This window comes from Burkholderia stagnalis, from assembly GCF_039848545.1.
Lineage (GTDB): Bacteria > Pseudomonadota > Gammaproteobacteria > Burkholderiales > Burkholderiaceae > Burkholderia > Burkholderia stagnalis.
The window spans coordinates 807,275-828,861 of sequence record NZ_CP156687.1; the positions used below are offsets into that span (position 1 = coordinate 807,275).

The following is a 21,587-nucleotide window of genomic DNA, read 5'->3' on the forward strand; positions in this document are numbered from 1 at the left end:
CAATGCGGTGCGGTGCAATGCGGTGCGGTGCGGTGCGGTGCGGTGCGGTGCGGTGCGGTGCGGTGCGGTGCGGTGCGGTGCACATGCTAATGCAACTGATTCGCCTTCCGGGTACCTCGGCAAATCGCAAATGTCGGATTGAGATTCGGCGCGCGACTGACTATCGTTGAAGCGGCACGACGCCATGACGGTGGGAGATCCGCGATGAAAGGCGACAAGAAGGTCATCGGCTATCTGAACGCGCAGCTGAAGAACGAGCTGACGGCGATCAACCAGTACTTCCTGCATGCGCGCATGTACAAGCACTGGGGTCTCGACAAGCTCGGCAAGCACGAATATGACGAATCGATCGGCGAGATGAAGCATGCGGACGCGCTGATCGAACGCATCTTCATGCTCGACGGCCTGCCGAACCTGCAGGATCTGCACAAGCTGCTCGTCGGCGAGCACACGGAAGAAATCCTCGAGTGCGACCTGAAGCTCGAACGCGGCGCGCAGTCCACCTGCAAGGAAGCGATCGCGTACTGCGAATCGGCACAGGACTACATCTCGCGCGAGATCTTCGAGCGTATCCTCGAGGACACCGAGGAACATATCGACTGGCTCGAAACGCAGCTCGACCTGGTCAAGAAGGTCGGCATCCAGAACTACCTGCAGTCGGGGATGGCGTCACCCGAATCGTGACCGCGGCCGGCGCCGCGCTGCCTGCCCGCGAGCCCGCATGACGGGCTCGCGGCGCTTCCCTTGCATTACATGTGCCACTTCATCGTGGCGGTCAGCGTGCGCGGCTCGCCCGGCATGTTGTACAGGTCCGCGTTGCCGTGCGCGGAGATGAAGTAGCGGCGGTCGAACACGTTGTCGAGCGTGAGCGTCACGTCGAACTTCTTGCTGCGGTAGCCGGCGCCGAGATTGAACACCGTGAACGACGGCAGCGTGACGAGATCGCTCGCGGAGGCATAGCGCGCCGACTGGAACTGCGCGCCGGCCGCCGCGTAGAAGCCGTACGGCAGTTCGCGCTTGAGCCACAGGCTCGCGCTATGGCGCGGCATCAGCCCCGGCGTGTTGCTGGACAGCGTGAGCCCGGCCGCCGTCGATTGCGGCGAGCCGTCCACCGTGCCGTTCAGGTACGCATAGCCGGCCAGCACCGACCATTTCGGCGCGATCTCGCCGGAGAAGCCCAGCTCCATGCCGCGCACGTGCTGCGTGCCGATCGGCAGCGCATAGCCGGGATGCGCGGGATCGCCGATCTGCTGGTTCGTCTGGCGCATGTCGAACAGCGCGACGCTCGCCATCGCCTTGCCGCCGAGATCGAACTTCGAGCCGATCTCGTACGCGGTGGTTTTCTGCGGCGCCAGCGCCGCGCCGTTCGCGAACGCGCCGGAACTGATCAGCGTGTCGGCGAGCGGCGAGAACGACTGGCTGAACGACGCATACAGCGTGAGCCAGTCGAGCGGCTCGTAGATCAGCCCGACGCGCGGGCTCCATGCGCGATCGGTGCGCTCGAGGTTGAGGTTCGCCGACGTGTAGTCGTGGCGGATCTGGTTCAGGTAGTCGAAGCGCAGGCCGGCGAGCACCTTCCAGTGCTCGGACAGCGAGATCAGGTCCTGCGCGTAGACGCCGGCGAGCCCGGTAACGGTCGACGCGTTCGTGCGCGGGCGCGTGCCGGCCGGCACGCCGGGCAGGTTCACGAGCTGCGGGTTGTAGAGATCGTAGGTCGCGACCTTCGTCACGTTGTAGACCGTGTCGAACTTCTGCTGCTGCGACAGTTCCAGTCCGTACAGCAGTTCGTGGCGCATGCCGAACAGCGTCGTCTTCTGCGTCAGCTCGAACACGCCGTCGACGCCGTGATCGGTGCGCTGCCGCGTCGACTGGTCGAGCGTGACGCTCGGGCGCGCGGCGGTCTTGATCGGCTGGAACGTCACGTAGTTCTTCCGTTCGAGCGAGAAGTCATACGCGCGGATCGCGCCATGGAACGACAGCGAATCGCTGAAGCGGTGATCGAGCGACGCCGTCGCGCTCTTCGCGGACACCGAGTTGTACGAGCTGTTCGCCGCATCGGCCGAACCATAGTACGTGTTGATCGGCACGTCGACCGGCCGGCCGAGATACGCGGGAATCCCCTGGTCGGCGGTGCGCCGGTCGTGCAGGTAGTCGAACTCGACATTGAGCACCGTGTCCGGGCTCAGCTTGAACTGCGCGGACGGCGCGATCGCCTGGCGATTCAGCTGGAACTGGTCGCGGAAGCTGTTCGAATTCTCGGCCGCGCCCGTGATGCGGAAGCGCGCCGCATCGTTCGCGTTCCAGCCGAGGTCGAATTCGCCACGCCGCTCGCCGCGCGTGCCGAGCGTCACGCCCACGTCGCGCACCGGGTTCGCCTGCGGCCGCTTCAGCACGCGGTTGACGATGCCGCCGGCCGAGCCGCGGCCGTACAGCACTGCCGCCGGCCCCTTCAGCACCTCGACGCGCTCGACGTTCGACAGGTCGCGGTAGTAGAGCGCGTCGTCGCGAATGCCGTCGACGTACTGGTCGGTGATGCTGTTGAAGCCGCGGATCGTGATCTGGTCGCGCTGGCCGTCGCCCACCGAGAAGCCGACGCCCGGCACGTTGCGCAGCGCGTCCTGCATCGACGTCGCGTTCTGGTCCTCGATCACCGCGTGCGGCACCACGCTCACCGTCTGCGGCACGTCCATCAGCGACATGTCGGTCTTGGTGGCCGCGCGCGAGCGGCTCGCATCGTAGGTCGCGCGCTCGGCGGCAGCCTGCACGGAAATGGTCGGCAGCGTGGCCGCCGCATCGCTCGCCTGCGCGAACGAGGTCTTGGCGCCGGCGAGCGACGTGGCGATCAGGAGCGCGCGGCAGGCGTTCTGGTTGAGTTTCATCGTTGAAGGTGGACGGAAGCGGAAAAAATCGGTCGACGACATGAAAAAGCCGCGACGTCCGGGTCGCGGCTCGTAATATCTCGAAATATTAAACGATAATGATTCGTATTTTTAATCAATCGCCACGCGTGTCGCCTGCCTGCAACACGCTTGCCGTCTACCTTTCATATTCCAAACAATCGCCATTCCTGACGAATGGCTTTCGATATCGGCGTGATGCCGGTTACATCGTGCCGGGCAACGGGCTCGACGCAAGCACGGCGGCAGCCGCCAGCACGCCGGCCAGCACGACGGACTCGACGCGTAGCACCACGTTGAAATGGCGCAACGGGCCGCCGGGCGCGTTGCCGGATGCATGCGACAGCGCCGCCAACAGCTTCGGCATCCCGAAGAACCGGTTGTGTCCACCGAGCGCGGCGGCCAGCAGCACGAGCGCGAGCTTCGCGAGCAGCACCTGCCCGTACGCCGAGTCGAACAGGTTGGCGGACGTGTTCACGCCGCGCCAGCCGTTGTAGGCGCCGGTAACGAACAACACGACCAGCGCGGCCGTCGCCGCATCCGACAGCGACTGCACGAACGCCGCGCCGGCCGGCGCTTCGCCGCGCGGCGCGGCGAGCAGGCGCGGCATCACCACGCCGGCCGTCACGAACACGATGCCGACCCACGTGCTGATCGCGAGCAGATGCAGCCAGTCGATCCACACCGGCAGGCTGAACCACCCTGCCTCCACCGGATGGCCGCCGTGGCTGCGCGCCAGCGCGACGGCGGCGATCGCGAGCCACAGCGCGACCGGCTCGCGATCGCCGTGCCCCCGCCACCGGAACGACAGCACGACGATCGCACCCATGCCGAGCGCGCCCGCGAACCACGCATGGCCGAAGCCGGTGCCCGTCAGCATCGGCCACACCGCGGGCCACACCGTCAGCAGCGTCGCATCGCTCATCAACGCGCAGTGCGCCAGGAACGCGACGACGCTCGCCAGCAACGCACCGGCCGCGGCCGCACGCAGCGCGACGACCATGCGCCGGCCGGCCGCCGCCTGCCATGCGGCGTCGCCGCGCGCGAGCCAGCGGCTGCCGAACAGTGCCCCGACGACGACGGCGAAGCCGAGGTTCTGGATCGCCACCGCCGCGAGGCGCAGGATGCCCAGGAATCCTTCGTTCATCACTTCACCGTGAACGTGTAGGTGCCCCGCGTCTTGTGCGCATCGGCGGTCATCACGGCCCACCGGACCGTGTACGTGCCCGCCGCGAGCTTCGGCACCGCGACGGTCATCACGCGCGGCGCGGACGCGTCGACCCGCGCCTTGTCCTGCGTGACGGCCGTGCCGTTCGCGTCCGCCACGACGATCGTGCTGAAGGCCGCTTCGAGGTCCTCGTTGAACGTGAGCCGGAGCGTGTCCGGCGCCGCCTCGACGGTGCTGCCCGCTGCAGGCGACGCGCGTTCGAGCTTGCCGTGCGCGGATGCCGCGAGCGGCGCGAGCGCGAGCAGCGCGCCCGTGGCCAGCGCGGCCAGATGTGTGAGCGTTGACGTCTTCATTGCCGTCACTTCCGCTGCAGCTTCGTGACGGTCAGCGCGCCGTTCACGTCCTCGGCGACGAAGTCGATCGTGTCGCCCACTTTCACCTGCGACAGCATCGCCGGGTCCTTCACCTTGAACACCATCGTCATCGCATCCATGCCGAGGTTCTCGAGCGGGCCGTGCTTGATCGTCAGCTTGCCGGCGGCCGCATCGACCTTGCGAATCTCGCCGTGCGACATGCCGTTGCGCACGTCCGTTGCATCGGTGTCGCCGGCCGCGTGCGACACGGCAGGCAGGGTGGACAAGGCCAGCGCGCAGCCCGCTGCGATCGCGGCAAGTGCTTTTTTCATCGTCGTTCTCCAGGGTTGGGGTGAGGCAATCGGCGGCCGGCGTCGTGCCGGCCGCATCGTGTGATCGTGTGAATCAGCGCGCCGGCAGCTCGCCGGCGTATTCGTAGGCGACCGTGCCCTTCGGGTGTTTGAACCAGCCCGGGTCGCGGTAATCGTTGCGGCCGAGCCCCTGCCGCACCTTCACGACGGTGAACATGCCGCCCATCTCCAGCGGGCCGAACGGCCCGGTGCCCGTCATCATCGGCAGCGTGTTGTCGGGCAGCGGCATCTCCATCTCGCCCATCGCGCCGCCGGTGCTGCCCATCGCCATGTAGTCGGGCACGAGCTTGCCGATGCGCTTCGCGAGATCCTTCTGCGGCACGCCGATCAGGTTCGGCACCTGGTGCCCCATCGCATTCATCGTGTGATGCGACTTGTGGCAATGGAACGCCCAGTCGCCCGGCCGGTCAGCGGTGAACTCGATCGCGCGCATCTGGCCCACCGCGACGTCGGCGGTCACTTCAGGCCAGCGCGCACTCGGCGGAATCCAGCCGCCATCGGTGCCGGTCACCTCGAACGTGTAGCCGTGCAGGTGCATCGGGTGATTCGTCATCGTCAGGTTTCCGAAGCGAATGCGCACGCGATCGCCCGCACGCACCGGCAGCGAATCGATGCCCGGGAACACGCGCGAATTCCACGTCCACATGTTGAAATCCGTCATCTCGTTGACGCGCGGCGTGTAGCTGCCGGGGTCGATGTCGTAGGCGGCGAGCAGGAACACGAAGTCGCGGTCGACCGGCATCACGCCGCGATCCTTCGGGTGCACGATGAACATCCCCATCATCCCCATCGCCATCTGCACCATCTCGTCGGCGTGCGGGTGATACATGAACGTGCCGTGCTTCTCGAGGCGGAACTCGTACACGTAGGTCTTGCCGGGCGGAATGTGCGGCTGCGTGAGGCCGCCCACGCCGTCCATCCCGTTCGGCAGCAGCATCCCGTGCCAGTGGATCGTCGTGTGCTCCGGCAGCCGGTTCGTCACGAAGATGCGCACCTTGTCGCCTTCGACCGCCTCGATCGTCGGGCCGGGCGACTGCCCGTTGTAGCCCCACAGGTTCGCCTTCATCCCGGGCGCCATCTCGCGCACCACCGGCTCGGCGATCAGGTGGAATTCCTTCCAGCCGTTCTTCATCCGCCACGGCAGCGTCCAGCCGTTCAGCGTCGCGACGGGCGTGTACGGGCGGCCGTCGGGCGGCGCGAGCGGCGGCTGCGTGACGGCCTGCGCCATCGTCGGCGCCTCCGGCAGCGTGGCCGCGCCGGCCTTGCTGACCATCGCGGCACCGAGGAGCGCGGCGCCCGAGCCGCTGAGAAATTGTCGACGGGACACCATGTCAATGACCTTCCGAATGCGTTGCCGGCGCGGAAAGCGCCGCGGGAATCGTGGGAGACGGCTCGGCGGCGGGCGCTACGGGCGCTACGGGCGCTACGGGCGCTACGGGAGCGGCGGAAGCTGCGGAAGCTGCGGGAGCTGCGGGAGCTGCGGGCGCTGCGGGCGCTGCAGGCGGTGCGGCCGCGGGTGCTGGCGGCGTGTCGCGCTGCGCGGCGTCCGGTGCCGGCAGGCGGCCGCCGACCGCCTGCTGGAGGTCGGTCTCCGCAAGCCAGTAATCTTTCAGCGCGTCGATGGCGCCGTTGACCGCACCGACCTGTTCGCGCGCATCGACGAGCAGTTCGAACACGCTCGCGAGCATGCCGTTGTAGCGCAGCAGCACTTCGTCCGAGATGGTCTTGCGCAGCGGCACGACCTCGTCGCGGTAATGCTTCGCGACGTCATAGCTGGTCACGTATGCCGCGTACGATTCGCGCACCTCGGAGCGCGCGTCGATCGCCGTCTGCGCGAGCCGGTTGGCCGACTGCATGTAGAGCGCTTCCGCCCGCGCGACCTTCGCGCCGCCCCAGTCGAACAGCGGAATCTCCACGCTGATCTCGTAGCCGTGCTCATGCCCCTTGTCGGTTTCGTAGTTGTTCACGTAGCCGACGTCGAGCGCGTTGACGAAACGCGTGGCCTTGCTCAGGCCCAGCGACGACGCGACGCCCTGCGTCTGCAACTGCGCCGCCTGGATGTCGATGCGATTGCGCATCGCGAACGCTTCGAGGTCCGCAAGCGCGGGGCGATCCTTCGGCAACGCCGGCAGGCGATCGGGCAGCGTGTACTGCGTGCCCGCGCCCCACAGGCCCATCGCGCGCGTCAGCCGCTCGCGCGTGGCGACGGCCTGCTGCCGCGCCTTCGCGAACTGCGCGGTGGCGTCCGCGTGGAACGCCTGTTCGCGCGCATGCTCGAGCCGGCTGAAGTGGCCAGCCTGGCGCATGCGCTGCGCGAGTTCGGCGGCCGCACCTGCCGCATCGTTCACCTGCTCCGCGTAGCGCGCCGACTGCTCGGCCGCGACCGCGTTCACGTATGCGCGGCGCGCATCAGCCGCGACTTTCAGCATCGCGTCGGCGGTTTCCAGCTTCGTCTGCTCGAACCGGCGCCCTTCGATGCGCGCGGCAAACGGCAGCGCCAGGATGCCGAGCACGTTCGCCGAGAACGTCCGGCCGATGCTCAGGTCGTTGCTCGAACGCGTGCGGCTGAAGCTGAAGCCGGGATTCGGCAGCCGCCCGGCCTGCACCAGATCGGCTTCCGACAGGCCGAGCTGCGCATACGATGCCTGCAGCCCGCGGTGATTCAGCAACGCGACCTGCACGGCATCGTCGATGCCGAGCGGCTTCGCGAGCAGCTCGCGGGTGCGCGCCGCGACCGTCTCGCGATCCGCGTCGCTGCGGACGATCACCGCGTCCTTGCCGAGCCGCTCGCGCGCGGCGGTGGACACCGCGTCGAACCCGCCGTCTCGCGAAAACGTCGTGCAGCCCGCGAGCCATGCGATCGCGGCAGCACTCGCCGCGACCCGCAGGGAAACCCATCGTTCGATCATCTGGCCGGGCCCTCGTGCGTTGCATGGTTCGCGTGGCTAGAATCGGCCGGCTTGCCCGGCGTGGCCGCGCGCCTGGCGGGTTCGGTCACCGCGCGATTCAGGTGTTGCCAGCCCGGGCCGTCGCCGTCGCGATAAGGCCGATAACCGTCGAATGCCGACGGAACCGCGTGCGCGGGCACCGGCGCCGCGGCATCGGCCGGATCGGACAGCGTCGTCGTGGCGTGCGCGAGCGGCGGCAGAATGGCCGCCGCGCCGAGCAGCGCCGCAAGAATCAGTTGCATGAGTTGCCTCGTCATGAGTCACCGCGCGGGCCGCCATGCGGCCGCCGGTTCGGATTGCACGTCGCGGCGCATCGGCCGCGATCCCGGGTACTAGACGAGTGCGCCGCGAGGCGGCCGTTCGATGCCGCCGGTCAGGAACGACGCGGCGGCCGTGGGCGGTGGAATGAATCCGTGGATGCGGGCCGTATGGGCGGCTGCCGCGACGTCCGGCAGCGCCGGCCCCGTGCCGACACAGCACGACGCACAGGCCTGGCACGCGTGCGCGTGGCCCGCATCGCCGGGCGCCGCATGGCGGGTGTGACCGTGATCATCCCGCATGTCGTGGAGCTGCGCGCCGCCGGCCGCTTCCGCATGCCGGGCCCGCATGTCGCCGGCCAACGCACATGACATCGCCGCGGCCGCGAACGACTGAACCGGCACGCTCAGGGCCAGCAACACGACGATGAGGAATTTGCGCCAGTACGACATGGAAGCGGAAGCGGGCACGCGGCAATCAGGAACGCCCAGCTTATCGGCGCACGGGTGACGACGCCGTGGCCGCAACATGACCGGATTTTCATGAAAGACGTGCGGCAGTAGCGTACCCTCCTGCCTGTCGGGCGCGGCCTCGCGTTGCGCCGCCCTGCTTCATCAACCACCATCACACCATGCGGATACTCATCGTCGAAGACGAAGCCAAGATGGCGTCGTATCTCCGTCAGGGGCTGACGGAAGCGAGCTATACCGTCGACATCGCCACGAACGGGCGCGACGGCCTGTTTCTCGCGCTGCACGAAGCTTTCGACCTCGTCGTGCTGGACGTCATGCTGCCCGAGCTCGACGGCTTCGAGGTGCTGCGGCGCCTGCGCGAGCAGAAGTCGACGCCGGTGCTGCTGCTCACGGCCCGGGACACGGTCGACGACAAGGTCGCCGGCCTCGAACTGGGCGCCGACGACTATCTTCCGAAGCCGTTCGCGTATGCGGAATTTCTCGCGCGCATCCGTTCGCTGCTGCGGCGCGCGCCGCGCAGCGTGCGCGACACGCTGCAAATCGCCGATCTCGAGGTCGACCTGATCCGGCGCCGCGTGCGGCGCGGCGACACGCGCATCGACCTGACCGCGCAGGAATTCGCGCTGCTGCAACTGCTGGCAGAACGCGAGGGTGAAGTGCTCACGCGCACCTTCATCACGTCGCAGATCTGGGACATGAACTTCGACAGCGACACCAACGTCGTGGATGCCGCGATCAAGCGCCTGCGCGCGAAGATCGACAATGCGTACGAGCACAAGCTGATCCACACGATCCGCGGCATGGGCTACGTGCTCGAGGATCGCGCGTGAGCGCGGCGCCCTCGCCCTACTCGCTGCTCAAGCGGCTGACGTTCGCGTTCGCCGCCGTCGCGGGGCTCGTGTTCTCGCTGACGGGCGCGTACCTGTACCGGTCGCTGTCCGCCGAGCTGCAACGCCGCGACGACATCGAGATCAGCGGCAAGCTGAACCAGTTCGCGCAGTTGTCCCGCGCGCGCGGTTCGGCGCAAGCCATCCGCACGAACCCGGGCGTGTTTCACGACGTGCTGCTGTCGCACCCGGGCGTATATCTCGGCATCTACGATGCGCGCGGCACGCCGCTGGTCGAGCACGCGGACGGGCCGGACCCCGCGCTGAAACCGCTCGCCGACGGCCCGCACCCGGACAGCCAGCCGTTCACCTGCGCGCCCAAGGCGATCGGGCAGGCGCGCTGCATCTTCTCGAAGGTCGTACTGCCGTCCGGCGAAGCGATCCGGATGCTGCTCGTGCGCGCCGCAGATGACCGTCAGTCACTGCTCGACAGCTACCGGGATCACATCTGGTTCGCGATCGCGGCCGGCGCCCTGCTGGTGTGCGCGCTCGGCCATGCGGTCACGCGGCGCGGGCTGCTGCCGGTGCGGGACATCGGCCGCCAGGCGTCCCGGATCGAAGCGCACAACCTCGACGAACGCCTCGACATCCGCGGCGGCCCGGTCGAGCTGCACGAGCTCGCGCTGTCGGTGAACCGCATGCTCGACCGGCTCGAGCGCTCGTTCGAGCGGCTGTCGCGGTTCTCGTCGGATCTCGCGCACGACATGCGCACACCGCTGGCGAACATCATCAGCGCGTCGCAAATCACGCTGTCACGCGCACGGTCGGCGGAAGAATACGAGGCGCTGATCGATTCGAACATCGAAGAATGCGAGCGCCTGCAGCGGATGATCGACAGCATGCTGTTCCTCGCGCGCACCGACAACGCGCAGCAGCACCTGACGCTCGCCGCGCTCGACGCGGCCGACGAGCTGCAACGGCTGGCCTCGTATTTCCAGGGGCTCGCGGAAGACGCCGGCGTGCGCATCGTGGTGCACGGGCGCGGGAACGTGCACGCCGATGCGCCGCTGTTCAGGCGCGCGGTGAGCAATCTCGTGTCGAATGCGCTCCAGCATGCGCATCGCGGCTCGACCATCGAGCTTGCGGTGTCGGTCGGTGCCGACCATGCGGCCGTGTCGGTCGCGAACCAGGGCGCCGTCATTGCGCCGGACCAGCTCGACCGGATCTTCGAGCGCTTCTACCGCGTCGATGCATCGCGCCACGGCTCGGCCCGCAACGCGGGGCTCGGCCTTGCCATCGTGAAATCGATCATGGCGCTGCACCGCGGCAGCGTCGCCGTGACGAGCGACGCGCAGCGGACGATCTTCACGCTGCGATTCCCGTGCGGCGATTCGCGCCGCGCGTGACACGCGCGCGGCCGGCGCGTGCGTGGCCGACGCGGCGCTATTGCCCGTCCGGCGGCGCGCCGCGGTCGAGCTTCGCTTGCCGCCGCGCACGGTCGTTGACGATCTGGTGCCGCCGATGGTCGGTCAGCTTCTTCCAGGTCCGCGCCTCTTCCAGCGTGCGGAGGCAGCCGATGCAGAATCCCGTTCTTCCGTCGAACGAGCAGATGTCGATGCAGGGTGACTTGACGGCCATCGCTCAGGCCGCCCGCTGCGGTCTCACGACCTCGACGGTCACGTGCGACAGCCCGTCCACGCGGTCGAGCAGGCCGTGATAGAAGCGTGCGTCGCGGCTGCCGTCGCCAGTCGCCACCGACACGACCGCGCTCATGTGGCCCGGCCCGAGACGCCATACGTGCAGGTCCGCGACGCGGTCGCCGCCGCCTTCGATCAGCGCGCGCACGCGCTGCGCCATCCGCGGGTCGGATTGCATGTCGAGCAGGATGCCGCCCGTGTCGCGCATCAACCCGTATGACCAGTTCGCAATCACCAGCGCACCGACGATGCCCGCGAGCGGATCCATCCACACCCAGCCGAACGCGCGCGCCAGCACGAGACCGATGATCGCGAGCAGCGACACGGCTGCGTCCGCGATCACGTGAATGTAGGCGGAGCGAATGTTGTGGTCGCGCGTCGCGACGGCGTGCGCGTGCTTGTCGCCGTGGTCGTGGTCGTGGTCGTTACCGTCATGGTCATGCGCGCGATGGTGATGATGCCCATGCCCGTGATGATCGCCGCTCAGCAGCCACACGCTCGCGAGGTTGACGAGCAGGCCGAGCACCGCGATCGGAATCGCTTCGCCGAAGTGAATGGGCACCGGCGACAGGAAGCGCGACACGGCCTCGTAGCCGATCAGCAGCGCGATCATCGCCAGCACGATCGCGCTGGTGAATCCCGCCAGGTCGCCGAGCTTGCCGGTGCCGAACACGAAGCGCGCATCGCCTGCGTGCTTGCGTGCATACGTATAGGCCAACGCCGCGATCAGCATCGCGCCCGCATGCGTCGACATGTGCAGCCCGTCGGCAACGAGCGCCAGCGAGCCGAACAGGCTCCCGCCGACGATTTCCGCGACCATCATCGCGCTGCACAGCGCGATCACCGCCCATGTCCTGCGTTCGTTCTGCGCGTGCGCCGCGCCGAGGAAGATGTGGTCGTGCCCCGCGCCGAACGCCGCTTCCCTGAAGTCGTTCATGTCGTGTCTCACTTGAAGTAGCTGTGCACGACGTCGATCAACTGCTCGGTCGCGCTGCCTTCTTCATGGCCGCCGTCGTGCTCGGCATCGACCAGGTGGGTGCGGATGTGATCCTCGAGCACGACGGCCAGCAGCCCGTTCATCGCGCCGCGGCAGCTCGTGATCTGTTGCAGGACCTCGTTGCAGCCCCGCTCTTCCATGAGCGCGCGCTCGATCGCTTCCACCTGCCCCTTGATGCGGCGGACCCGGTTGAGCAGCTTCTGTTTTTCGCGGACGGTGTGACTCATCGAGGGCCTCCAGATAGGGTGGGGGAGTATATCTCAAGGCCGAACCAATATAGGGGGTGGGGGTATGGCACGGCGTGTCGGCCTCCGCGCCGATCCACATTCCGGAGTGGAACGAAACCCGATGCAGAAAGTACTGGAAGGAATCCGTGCTCAGCCTGAACCGGCCGGCCACCGGCAACCGCAGCGAGCTACGGGCCACCGGATATCTTCCGGATAACTGATTGTTTCCCGATCGCGCGGGTCATCGGCCAGTCGCCGTTCAAGCGCTGGGCGAACGTGATCGGCGCGCCCGAACTGATCGGGCGACGGGCGCATTCAAGCGGCTCGCCCATCAATGGCGATGAAAACTGCCTCGGGGATCGGGGATCGGGGATCGGGGATGGAAAGCGGAAAGCGGAAAGCGGGATACGGGGATGCGGGGATGCGGGGATGCGGGGATGCGGGGATGCGGGGATGCGGGAATGCAGGAATGCAGGAATGCAGGAATGCAGGAATGCAGGAATGCAGGAATGCAGGAATGCAGGAATGCAGGAATGCAGGAATGCAGGAATGCAGGAATGCAGGAATGCGACAGGCAGGCGGGCTGCCTGTCACGGAAAATTCATCGTGCGCTCGGCGTCCGGGCGCGTTGGCCGACGCGATCCGCGCGACGCCCGCCTTGTGGGGACGAATCCAGATTCATGCTGCCGGCAACGCATTGAATTGCCGGCAGCATGGCGTCGCGCCGATGCGTTACTCGGCTTTCGTTGCCGGCTGCTCGACCGGCGCCGCTTGCGGCTCGGCCTGTTCGACTTGCGGTGCCGCGGCATCGGCCTGCTCCGGAACCGGAACCGGGGCGTCGGCCTCGGCCTCGACCTTCTCCGGTTGCGTGCCGGCCTTGGCTGCCTGCGCAGGGCCCTTGCGCGGGCCGCGCGCCTTCAGCCGCCGGGCACGCGCCGCGTCGTCGCGCGTCACGCGCCCTGCCTCGTTGCCTTGCAGATCGATACGCACCGCGTCCTCGACGAGGCACGACCAGTAACGGTTACCGCGGCACCAGGTCGACATCGCGTCGCGCAGCTCGGCTTCGCTCAGGCCGATCGCCTGCGCGTCGGCGGCGAGATCCGCCCAGATGCCGACCTTCAGCGGCACCTTGGGCGCCGGGTTGCGCGGGAACGCCAGCGGGAAGCGCTTTTGCAGTTTGCCGATCGCGACGATGACCGGATCGACCGGCGCCGACGGCTTGCCGCCGGCGGACGGACGCGCCCGGGGCCCCTGCCGGGCGCCGGCGGGTGCCTTCGCGTCAGCCGACGCCTTCGCGCCGGCAGGCGCCTTGGCCCCCGAAACCGGTTTGCCCCCGGACGACGGCTTGGTTCCGGATTGCGGCTGCGCCTTCGCGCGCTTGGCATTCCGATCCTGCTTGGCCTTCGCTGCGAGCTGGTCGCGCAATTCGGCAAGTTGTTCAAAACCCATAAATTCAATCCACCAGGAATTAGAGAGCGTCGCTTCCACGGCGAAACGCACGCGAGGCCGCGCCAGGTTTGACGCGGCGGCTCGGGATGACGGCGTTCGGCACGTCCGTCACCGACGTGGAAGATACCGCATGAGCAGCGGAGCGCACCCCGTGTCGGGCATCGCGCCGCGCTGCCGGATGGTACGCAGGAGTGGAAGTATACCGATACGCGCGGCTGTCGGTTGACTCGCAGGTCAACGGGTCGTGACAGAGGTCGCCTTGTCGCGCCGCGGGGCCGCCGCTCCGTACGTCGAATCCGGTTTCCCGCACGCGCTCTCCGCCCCCGCGTTCGCTGGCCGGGTTTCGCTCCCCTTCACTCAGGTTCCACAGTATGAAACAAGCATTCCGGAACGATTGCGCGGCGCCGGTCGCCAGGTTTCAAGGGTGATGGGGCGCTCCGCTTGGCTCGTCTCGCCGGATTGCCGTCCGCATGATCGTTGCGTTCGCATCGATCGTCGTCCACGACCGGCTGTGTCCGCGGCAAGCGGGACCGACGACGGCATACCGTAACGGTTCTTCGGAAAATGCGTAGTATGTTCGCGACGACAGCGTCGCGGGCCGACATGCATCGTCATCGCGCCCACACGCGATCACCGACAAAAAGACAGGCGCGATCTCGTGAAGACGCTGTGGCCCGATCATCACCGGCCGGTGCAGCCGGTCGACGAGCGCTGATCGCGCAACGTATCCGCGCGCCCGCCCGACGGCGGACGCGCGGCGTCATCCTCAGGCCGCGCCCTTCAGCTCGATCAGCAGATCCTTCGCCGCCACCCGTTCGCCGACCTTCACGTGCACGGCGGCAATCTCGCAGTCGCGCTCGGCGGCGATGTGCGTTTCCATCTTCATCGCCTCGAGCGCGATCAGCGTCGTGCCGGCCGTCACGCGCTGTCCCGGCTGCACCGCCACCGTCACGACCGAACCCGGCATCGGCGCGGCCACATGCAGCGGGTTGGCCGGATCGGCACGCTGCAGGCCGTGGCGCTCCTTGCCCGCATGCACGGTGGTCTTCTGCTCGACGAGTGCAGAACGCGACTGGCCGTTCAGCTCGAACAGCACCTTCACGATGCCGTCCTGCGCATCGGCATGCTGCCCCTGCAGCGACACGAGCAGCGTCTTGCCCGGCGAGATGTCGATCGCCGCTTCTTCCTGCGGCTGCAGCCCGTACAGGAATGCAGGCGTCGGCACCACCGACGTATCGCTGTAGGCACGCACGTGCGCGTAGTAGTCGACCGTCTGCTTCGGATACATCAGGTAGGACGCCAGTTGCCGATCGTCGAGCGGCTGCTCGCACGCGGCCTCGGCCTGCGTGCGCACCGCGTCGAGGTCGACCGGCGGAATCTGGTCCCCGGGGCGATACGGCGCGGGAGGTTCGCACTTGAGCACCTTGCGCGACAGCTCGGCCGGAAAACCGTCCGGCGGGAAACCCAGCTCGCCCTTGAACAGCGACACGACCGACTCCGGAAACGCGATGTCCTTGTTGGGATTGCGCACGTCGTCCACGCTCAGGTCGTTCGCGACCATCATCAGCGCCATGTCGCCGACCACCTTCGACGTCGGCGTCACCTTGACGATATCGCCGAACAGCCGGTTCACGTCCGCATACGCGCGCGACACCTCGGTCCAGCGATGATCGATGCCGAGCGAACGCGCCTGCTCGCGCAGGTTCGTGTACTGGCCGCCGGGCATCTCGTGGCGGTACACGTCGGCCGTGCCCGCGCGGATCTCCGATTCGAACGGCGCGTAATAGCGGCGCACGCCCTCCCAGTACATCGACGCCTCGTGCAAGCGGTCCGCGTTCAGCCCCGGATCGCGTTCGCTGCCGGCCAGCGCGGCCGCGATGCTCGACAGGTTCGGCTGCGACGTGAGGCCGCTCATCGCATCGAGCGCGCCGTCCACCGCGTCACAGCCTGCTTCGACTGCCGCGAGCACGGATGCCGCGGCAATGCCGCTCGTGTCGTGCGTGTGGAAATGCACCGGCAGCCCCGTTTCATCCTTGAGCGCCTTCACGAGCGTCGCGGCCGCCCGCGGACGGCAGATGCCGGCCATGTCCTTGATGCCGAGCACGTGCACGCCGGCCTGCTGCAGCTCGCGCGCGATGCCGACGTAATACTTGAGGTCGTACTTCGCGCGCGACGTGTCGAACAGGTCGCCGGTATAGCAGATCGCGCCTTCGCACAACATTCCGCTGTCGCCCACCGCATCGATCGCCACGCGCATGTTGCGCACCCAGTTCAGCGAATCGAACACGCGGAATACGTCGACGCCGGCGCTCGCGGCCTGCTTCACGAAGAAGCGCACGACGTTGTCCGCGTAGTTCGTGTAACCGACCGCATTCGAGCCGCGCAGCAGCATCTGGAACAGGATGTTCGGCACGCGCTCGCGCAGCAGCGCAAGGCGTTCCCACGGGTCTTCCTTCAGGAAGCGCAGCGCGACGTCGAAGGTCGCGCCGCCCCAGCATTCGAGCGAGAACAGCTGCGACAGCTCGCGCGCGTAGAACGGCGCGATCGGCAGCATGTCCGCGGTGCGCATGCGCGTCGCGAACAGCGACTGGTGCGCGTCGCGCATCGTCGTATCGGTCAGCAGCACCTGCTTCTGGTCGAGCATCCAGTTCGCGAATTTCGCCGGGCCGAGTTCGCGCAGGCGATCGCGCGTGCCGGCCGGAATCGCCGCCGCCGTATCGGTCTTTGGCAGCACCGGTTTCGGCAACGGCAGGGCCGGCAACGTGCGGCCGTTCATCTCCGCGTTGCCGTTCACGTTCAGTTCGCCGAGATAGCGCAGCAACTTCGTCGCGCGGTCGCCGCGCTTCGCGAATTCGAGCAGTTCCGGTGTCTTGTCGATGAAGCGGGTCGTCACGTCGCCGGCGATGAACGCCGGATGGTTGATCACGTTTTCGAGAAACTGCAGGTTCGACGTGACGCCGCGAATCCGGAACTCGCGCAGCGCGCGATCCATCCGATGAATCGATTCGGCCGCCGTCGGCGCCCACGTCGTCACCTTCACGAGCAGCGAGTCGTAGTACGGCGTGATCACCGCGCCGCCATAGGCGGTGCCGGCATCGAGCCGCACGCCGAAGCCGGCTGCGCTGCGGTACGCCGTGAGACGCCCGTAATCGGGCAGGAAGTCGTTCTCCGGGTCCTCGGTCGTGATCCGGCATTGCAGCGCGTGGCCGTTCAGCGGAATCGCCTGTTGTTCCGGCACGCCGGCCGCGCGCGCGACGAGCGCGCCGTCGCCATCCGTTGCGTCCTCTGCCAGGCCGATGCAGCCGCCTTCCGTGATGCGGATCTGCGCCTTGACGATGTCGATTCCGGTGATCATTTCGGTCACCGTGTGCTCGACCTGGATGCGCGGGTTCACCTCGATGAAATAGAACTGGCCGGTATCGGCATCCATCAGGAATTCGACGGTGCCCGCATGCGTATAGCCGACTGCGCGCATCAGGCGCAGCGCCGATTCGCACAGCGCGTGACGGCCGTCGCGATCGAGGTACGGCGCGGGCGCGCGTTCGACCACTTTCTGGTTGCGCCGCTGCACCGTGCAGTCGCGCTCGTACAAATGCACGACCGTGCCGTGCAGGTCGCCGAGCACCTGCACCTCGACGTGCCGTGCGTTGCGCACGAGCTTCTCGACGTACACCTCGTCGTTGCCGAATGCAGCCAGCGCCTCGCGGCGCGCGACAGGCAGCAGGGTTTCAAGGTCCTGAGCGTTTTCCAGTACGCGCATTCCACGGCCACCGCCGCCCCAGCTCGCCTTGAGCATCAACGGATAGCCGACTTCCGCGGCCAGCGCCTTGCACGCGTCGAGGTCGTCCGGCAGCGGCGCGGTGGCCGGCATCACCGGCACGCCGGCCGCGATCGCGGCATTGCGCGCGGCCACCTTGTTGCCGAGCGTGCGCATCACGTCGGGGGCGGGGCCGATCCAGCGAATGCCGGCGTCGATCACGGCCTGCGCGAAATCGGGGTTCTCGGACAGGAAGCCGTAACCGGGGTGAATCGCGTCGACCTTCGCCTGCCGCGCGACGCGCAGGATGTCGTCGATGTCGAGATACGCCGCAAGCGGCTTCTTGCCCTCGCCGATCAGGTAGCTCTCGTCGGCCTTGAAGCGATGCAGCGCGAGGCGGTCTTCCTTCGAATAGATCGCTACCGTACGCATGTTCAGTTCGGCGGCGGCACGCATCACGCGAATCGAGATTTCCGAGCGATTGGCGATCAGGATGGACTGGATGGAGGTAGGCGTCATGTTATGCAAGGATCAACGGTCGTCGAACGGAACCAGCCCATGCGGCGTGTGACGGTCTGGCGCGAATCTGGATCGATGCAAGCAAGCGGCGGGCCAGTCGAGGCCGGCACGTCTACGTGCCTGATTTGGCAAGCGAACGGCACGGCGCCCGCTTGGCCGTTCGTTTCAAAAGTGGAAGCCCGCTTGCAACGCTGAACTGCGCAATCGAGCGGGCAGCCGGCCGGCTCCGTGGGCTGCATTCGGGATGTCGATCGATCAAACGCGCCTCAGACATTACCGCGCGCAACGCAGGCGTTGCGCAATGCATCCCGATCAGGTGTTCCGTAGTTCGAAACATCGGCGGTGATCCGCAGGCGGACGTGCGTGCTTGCGCAGGCCAGTATTGCCGCGCATGGGATTGTGTTGTTCCGTCCATGCCGTCTACTCCGTTGCGCCCCGCACGTAACATACGCTGCGCATCGGCGAAGCGCAAACACGGCCCGCCCGCTGCGCGATTTCACAGTACGAATCACGGTGCGGAACGCCGGACCGGGTACGCGTCGCTCGTCGGCAGCCATGCGGTCAACGCCCCATCCGGCGCCGTGCTCATGCAGGTGTTGCCGCACGGCACGGGGCTGACGGTCGGCGGACGGACGCAGCAGATACTGGGGGCGGCAGCGCCTATTCGGATTCGTATGTCACGGAGCTCGCCAATTTCGTGCTGAGCCATTTCGGCTCGAAGCAGGGAACGGTGACGGCCGAACAGGTGCGCGCGCAGTGCGTGTCCGAATGACGTTCGGCGTGTCGGCCGGGATCGCTGGTGCGATGCGGTGGCGGTGCGTGGCTTCCTGTTGCGTGGTAGTCGTTTATGGGAAATCCCGCGCCGTGCGGCACTTCATTCGGTTCAGAACACGCCGAGCGCAAGACCGGCCGCGAGGCCCTCGCCGAGTTCGGCGCAGCGCGCGAGATCGTCGGCGTCGATCGTCTTCGGTGCGAGGATGCGCTCGGTCGTCTGCGCATGCGTGCACACGATCAGGCCCGGCGCCACGCTCTTCAGGCGCCAGCCCGTCGCGATGCGATCGATCTGGCGCAACGCATTCTGTCCGTCGCTGCCGGCGCAGATCATCGTTGCGTACGGGCGGCCATTCACGCGATCGAGCGCCGCGTAATAACAGCGATCGAAAAAGTCCTTCATCAGGCCGGACATCGCGGCGAGATTCTCCGGCGTCGCGAACAGATATGCATCGGCCGACAGCACGTCGTCCGGGCCCGTCTCGTCCGCGCGCTGCAGCCGGACCGACACGCCGGCCTGTTCGCGCGCCGCGCCGGCGGCCGCCTCGGCCATCTGTCGCGTGCCTCCGGTCATCGTGTGGTAGACGATCAGCAGCGTCTTCATTCGGGTTTGCTCACGTGTCGGCCCATGCGCTGCATGTGCGGGAGCGGCATGGATGTGCTTCCAATGTAGATCAAACGTCGGGGTGTCGAAGCAGTGCGCCCTGGTGCGCCGACGCCTCAGCGTCCGCTTTCGTCGTGACCGTCGCCGCCCTGCTTTCGCTCGTAGTACGCGAGAAACAGGTCGGCCGCAGATTCCGCGACCTGCTTCTGCGCCTCGTCGCTTAGCGGTGGCTGTCCCATCGTCACTTGCGGCCAGAACGCGAACGCCTTCACGATGCCCTGCAACTGATGCGACGCGAATGCCGGATCCGGCGCCGCGAGCCGGCCCGCGGCCGCGGCCGCGCGGATCCACACCGTCACGTCTTCCTCGCGCTCGCCGAGACGCTCGACCATGTCGCGCGCGCGTTCCGGCGAATGAATGGCCGCCGCGATCGCGACCCGCGCGAGCGCGAGAAACGCGTCGTCGTTGAGCAGGCGCAGCTTGCGCGTCAACAGGTCGAGCAGCTGCGTGCGCAACGGAACGTCGCTGCGAAAAGCCGGAGTGGCGCCCGAGTGGCTCGCGTCCCAGAGCTGGTGCAGGATCGCGGCGAACAGCGCGTCCTTGCTCGGGAAATGGTTGTACACCGTGCGCTTGGAGACATCCGCGCGCGCGGCAATGCGGTCCATGCTGGTCGCGTCGTAGCCTGCCGCGAGAAACTCCTCGATCGCGGCGCTGACGATGGCCGCCCGCTTTCGATCGGTCAGACGTTGATGAGTGGTGCTCGTATCCATCCTCAAATTTTACACCCGGCAGTTTACTTTCCTCGGAAATAAACTACACTGTTTAGTGTACTTTCATCCGGATGGATACTCATGGCATCGCTCCCCGATTTCATTCAACGTACGCTCGGCCTGACCGCTGCAAAGCGCGGCCGCGCGTTGTCCGCCCATTCGCCGCAACACGACGGCGAACGCTTTCGCAACGTCGCGCCGCGGCCCGCCGAAGGGCTCGGCAAGATGCTGGGCATCATGTGGAACATGATGTTCCACAAGCCGCGCGGCGCGGTGCCGGCCGGCGCCCTGCCCGTCGATACACTCACCCGCGCGCAGCTCGACGCGGCGCCCGACCGCAGCCTCTACCGGCTCGGGCATTCGACGCTGCTGCTCAAGCTGCGCGGCCAGTTCTGGCTGACCGATCCCGTGTTCGCCGAGCGCGCGTCGCCGTTCCGGCGTGTCGGCCCGAAGCGCTTCCATGCGCCGCCGATCGCGCTCGGCGACTTGCCGCCGCTGCGCGGCGTGATCCTGTCACACGATCACTACGATCACCTGGACCGCGACACCGTGCTTGCGCTGGCCGCGAAGACGGAGCGTTTCCTGACGCCGCTCGGTGTCGGCGATCGCCTGATCGAATGGGGCATCGACGCGGCCAAGGTGCGCCAGTTCGACTGGTGGCAAAGCGCGGAGATCGACGGCGTGACGCTGACCGCGACGCCTGCGCAGCATTTCTCCGGCCGCAGCCTGCTCGACGGCAACAGCACGCTGTGGGCGTCATGGGTGATCGTCGACGGCGACCTGCGCGTGTTCTTCAGCGGCGACACCGGCTACTTCGACGGTTTCAGGACCATCGGCGAACGTCTCGGGCCGTTCGACGTGACGCTGATCGAGACGGGCGCGTACGACGCGCAATGGCCGTACGTCCACATGCAGCCGGAAGAAACCGTGCAGGCGCATGTGGATCTGCGTGGCCGCTGGCTGGCGCCGATTCATAACGGCACGTTCGATCTGGCGATGCATCGCTGGCAGGAGCCGTTCGAGCGCGTGACGGCGCTGGCCGTGGCGCGCGGAGTCGATCTTGCGACGCCGCGGATGGGTGAGCGGCTGGACCTGGTTGCGCCGCATCGCGGCGAGCGGTGGTGGCGCAATGTCGTCGAGAAGGTCGAGGCGCCGAAGTCGTTGCGGTTTGCAATCTGTCCGGCGCGAGCAACCAAGTAGATGATCGTTGTCATTCCGGCGGCTGACGCCGAGCGCCTCGCATTCATGTTCGTGTTTGCCTGATGCTGCGCGTTACGAAACGCTCCCCGGGACTTTCGCGATCGGCGATGCGGCGGTGAAGGGCTATTCCGCTCCTCGGGGTTGCCCTGAAACGCTGCAGGGCAGCCTCACTACCAGCGCTCCTCAGTCTGGCCGACGATATCTGCGAGAGATTCGAATCTCTTTCGCTGTGTGCGGAGATCGCGTGTCGCGGCCCGGGTCGCGTATCGACCGGACGAGGGCTCGATGGTTTGGCATTTTC

19 protein-coding genes are annotated in these 21,587 nt (G+C 67.3%); 4 read left to right on the forward strand and 15 right to left on the reverse strand.

From position 1 onward, the window contains the following. The first annotated feature begins 204 nt into the window (after window positions 1–204). Window positions 205–684 (forward strand): bacterioferritin, encoded by a 480-nt coding sequence (gene bfr, locus ABFO07_RS34390; RefSeq protein WP_059558060.1) that lies wholly within the window; start codon window positions 205–207, stop codon window positions 682–684. Between the two features lie 65 nt (window positions 685–749). On the opposite strand, the gene ABFO07_RS34395 is transcribed toward bfr, so the two are convergent. From ABFO07_RS34395 to ABFO07_RS34430, 8 genes are all read right to left on the reverse strand, one after another. Then, window positions 750–2,879, reverse strand: coding sequence for a TonB-dependent receptor (locus ABFO07_RS34395; protein ID WP_059881275.1), 2,130 nt, complete (start codon window positions 2,877–2,879; stop codon window positions 750–752). A 223-nt stretch (window positions 2,880–3,102) separates the two neighbouring features. Continuing rightward, entirely contained in the window at window positions 3,103–4,044 is a 942-nt protein-coding gene (locus ABFO07_RS34400) for a CopD family protein (RefSeq protein ID WP_060015276.1), read from the reverse strand. Then, window positions 4,044–4,418 carry a copper homeostasis periplasmic binding protein CopC gene (gene copC / locus ABFO07_RS34405; protein ID WP_059961092.1) on the reverse strand — a complete coding sequence of 125 codons (375 nt, stop codon included), beginning with the start codon at window positions 4,416–4,418 and terminating at the stop codon, window positions 4,044–4,046. The genes ABFO07_RS34400 and copC overlap by 1 nt, the downstream gene beginning before the upstream one ends. 5 nt (window positions 4,419–4,423) lie before the next feature. Beyond that, window positions 4,424–4,750 (reverse strand): copper-binding protein, encoded by a 327-nt coding sequence (locus tag ABFO07_RS34410; RefSeq protein ID WP_059924017.1) that lies wholly within the window; start codon window positions 4,748–4,750, stop codon window positions 4,424–4,426. A gap of 73 nt (window positions 4,751–4,823) precedes the next feature. After that, window positions 4,824–6,119, reverse strand: a complete 1,296-nt coding sequence (locus ABFO07_RS34415; protein ID WP_059803899.1) for a multicopper oxidase family protein — start codon at window positions 6,117–6,119, stop codon at window positions 4,824–4,826. A 1-nt stretch (window position 6,120) separates the two neighbouring features. After that, a complete protein-coding gene (locus ABFO07_RS34420) occupies window positions 6,121–7,698 on the reverse strand; it encodes a TolC family protein (RefSeq protein WP_347469823.1) in 1,578 nt (525 codons plus the stop codon). Beyond that, window positions 7,695–7,979: a hypothetical protein gene (locus ABFO07_RS34425; RefSeq protein WP_060148519.1), complete on the reverse strand. Its 285-nt coding sequence runs from the start codon at window positions 7,977–7,979 to the stop codon at window positions 7,695–7,697. The genes ABFO07_RS34420 and ABFO07_RS34425 overlap by 4 nt, the downstream gene beginning before the upstream one ends. Before the next feature lie 90 nt (window positions 7,980–8,069). After that, window positions 8,070–8,525: a hypothetical protein gene (locus ABFO07_RS34430; protein WP_347469824.1), complete on the reverse strand. Its 456-nt coding sequence runs from the start codon at window positions 8,523–8,525 to the stop codon at window positions 8,070–8,072. A gap of 101 nt (window positions 8,526–8,626) precedes the next feature. On the opposite strand from ABFO07_RS34430, the gene ABFO07_RS34435 reads away from it, so the two are divergent. Both ABFO07_RS34435 and ABFO07_RS34440 read left to right on the forward strand, forming a co-directional pair. Further along, window positions 8,627–9,298 (forward strand): heavy metal response regulator transcription factor, encoded by a 672-nt coding sequence (locus tag ABFO07_RS34435; protein ID WP_059558078.1) that lies wholly within the window; start codon window positions 8,627–8,629, stop codon window positions 9,296–9,298. After that, a complete protein-coding gene (locus ABFO07_RS34440; RefSeq protein ID WP_347469825.1) occupies window positions 9,295–10,701 on the forward strand; it encodes a heavy metal sensor histidine kinase in 1,407 nt (468 codons plus the stop codon). Before ABFO07_RS34435 ends, ABFO07_RS34440 begins: the two co-directional genes overlap by 4 nt. Window positions 10,702–10,738: 37 nt before the next feature. Here the strand turns inward: ABFO07_RS34440 and ABFO07_RS34445 are convergent, their stop codons facing one another. From ABFO07_RS34445 to ABFO07_RS34475, 7 genes are all read right to left on the reverse strand, one after another. Continuing rightward, complete coding sequence (locus ABFO07_RS34445) at window positions 10,739–10,933, reverse strand: DUF1289 domain-containing protein (protein WP_059558083.1); 195 nt, start codon at window positions 10,931–10,933, stop codon at window positions 10,739–10,741. A 3-nt stretch (window positions 10,934–10,936) separates the two neighbouring features. Continuing rightward, complete coding sequence (gene dmeF, locus ABFO07_RS34450; RefSeq protein ID WP_347469826.1) at window positions 10,937–11,929, reverse strand: CDF family Co(II)/Ni(II) efflux transporter DmeF; 993 nt, start codon at window positions 11,927–11,929, stop codon at window positions 10,937–10,939. 8 nt (window positions 11,930–11,937) lie between these two features. Further along, window positions 11,938–12,216: a metal/formaldehyde-sensitive transcriptional repressor gene (locus ABFO07_RS34455; RefSeq protein WP_059881255.1), complete on the reverse strand. Its 279-nt coding sequence runs from the start codon at window positions 12,214–12,216 to the stop codon at window positions 11,938–11,940. Window positions 12,217–12,948: 732 nt separating this feature from the next. Beyond that, window positions 12,949–13,665, reverse strand: coding sequence for a ProQ/FinO family protein (locus ABFO07_RS34460; protein ID WP_059993583.1), 717 nt, complete (start codon window positions 13,663–13,665; stop codon window positions 12,949–12,951). A gap of 766 nt (window positions 13,666–14,431) precedes the next feature. Further along, a complete protein-coding gene (locus ABFO07_RS34465) occupies window positions 14,432–17,941 on the reverse strand; it encodes a pyruvate carboxylase (RefSeq protein ID WP_347469827.1) in 3,510 nt (1,169 codons plus the stop codon). A gap of 883 nt (window positions 17,942–18,824) precedes the next feature. Next, complete coding sequence (locus tag ABFO07_RS34470; protein ID WP_059961109.1) at window positions 18,825–19,316, reverse strand: NAD(P)H-dependent oxidoreductase; 492 nt, start codon at window positions 19,314–19,316, stop codon at window positions 18,825–18,827. Between the two features lie 116 nt (window positions 19,317–19,432). After that, complete coding sequence (locus tag ABFO07_RS34475) at window positions 19,433–20,086, reverse strand: TetR/AcrR family transcriptional regulator (protein WP_059558096.1); 654 nt, start codon at window positions 20,084–20,086, stop codon at window positions 19,433–19,435. An 81-nt stretch (window positions 20,087–20,167) separates the two neighbouring features. Here ABFO07_RS34475 and ABFO07_RS34480 point away from each other — a divergent pair, with 81 nt between their 5' ends. Then, window positions 20,168–21,286 carry an MBL fold metallo-hydrolase gene (locus ABFO07_RS34480; RefSeq protein ID WP_060028383.1) on the forward strand — a complete coding sequence of 373 codons (1,119 nt, stop codon included), beginning with the start codon at window positions 20,168–20,170 and terminating at the stop codon, window positions 21,284–21,286. Window positions 21,287–21,587: the final 301 nt, after the last annotated feature.